The following is a 253-nucleotide window of genomic DNA, read 5'->3' as shown; positions in this document are numbered from 1 at the left end:
GCCTCGACTATTCTAGTTCATCTAAATATTCGTCAAGTAACTCATCGTCCGCTTGACTAGATGGCACATCACCATCAAAAACTTTGTAATCCATATGCTGCAAATAGGCATCTTTTACAAAAGCATAAGGATCAAGAGCATTGTCTAATAATCTTTCTTGATCAATGGCTTTAGAGCGAGCATCCAAGCCTTTTAAACCCCATTTTAATACTGACTGCCACATCGTTAGCTCAGATAAAGGAAAGTATAGACC

1 protein-coding gene is annotated in these 253 nt (G+C 38.3%); it reads right to left on the bottom strand.

Going from position 1 to position 253, the window contains the following annotated elements; all coding sequences use genetic code 11:
* Window positions 1-7: 7 nt before the first annotated feature.
* A partial coding sequence (locus AAEY55_RS18500; protein WP_350552732.1) for an MlaA family lipoprotein occupies window positions 8-253 on the bottom strand: 246 nt, incomplete at its 5' end.

This window comes from Pseudoalteromonas sp. 120-MNA-CIBAN-0494, from assembly GCF_040308885.1.
GTDB lineage: Bacteria > Pseudomonadota > Gammaproteobacteria > Enterobacterales > Alteromonadaceae > Pseudoalteromonas > Pseudoalteromonas nigrifaciens.
This window is presented reverse-complemented; position numbering and strand designations above follow the sequence as displayed.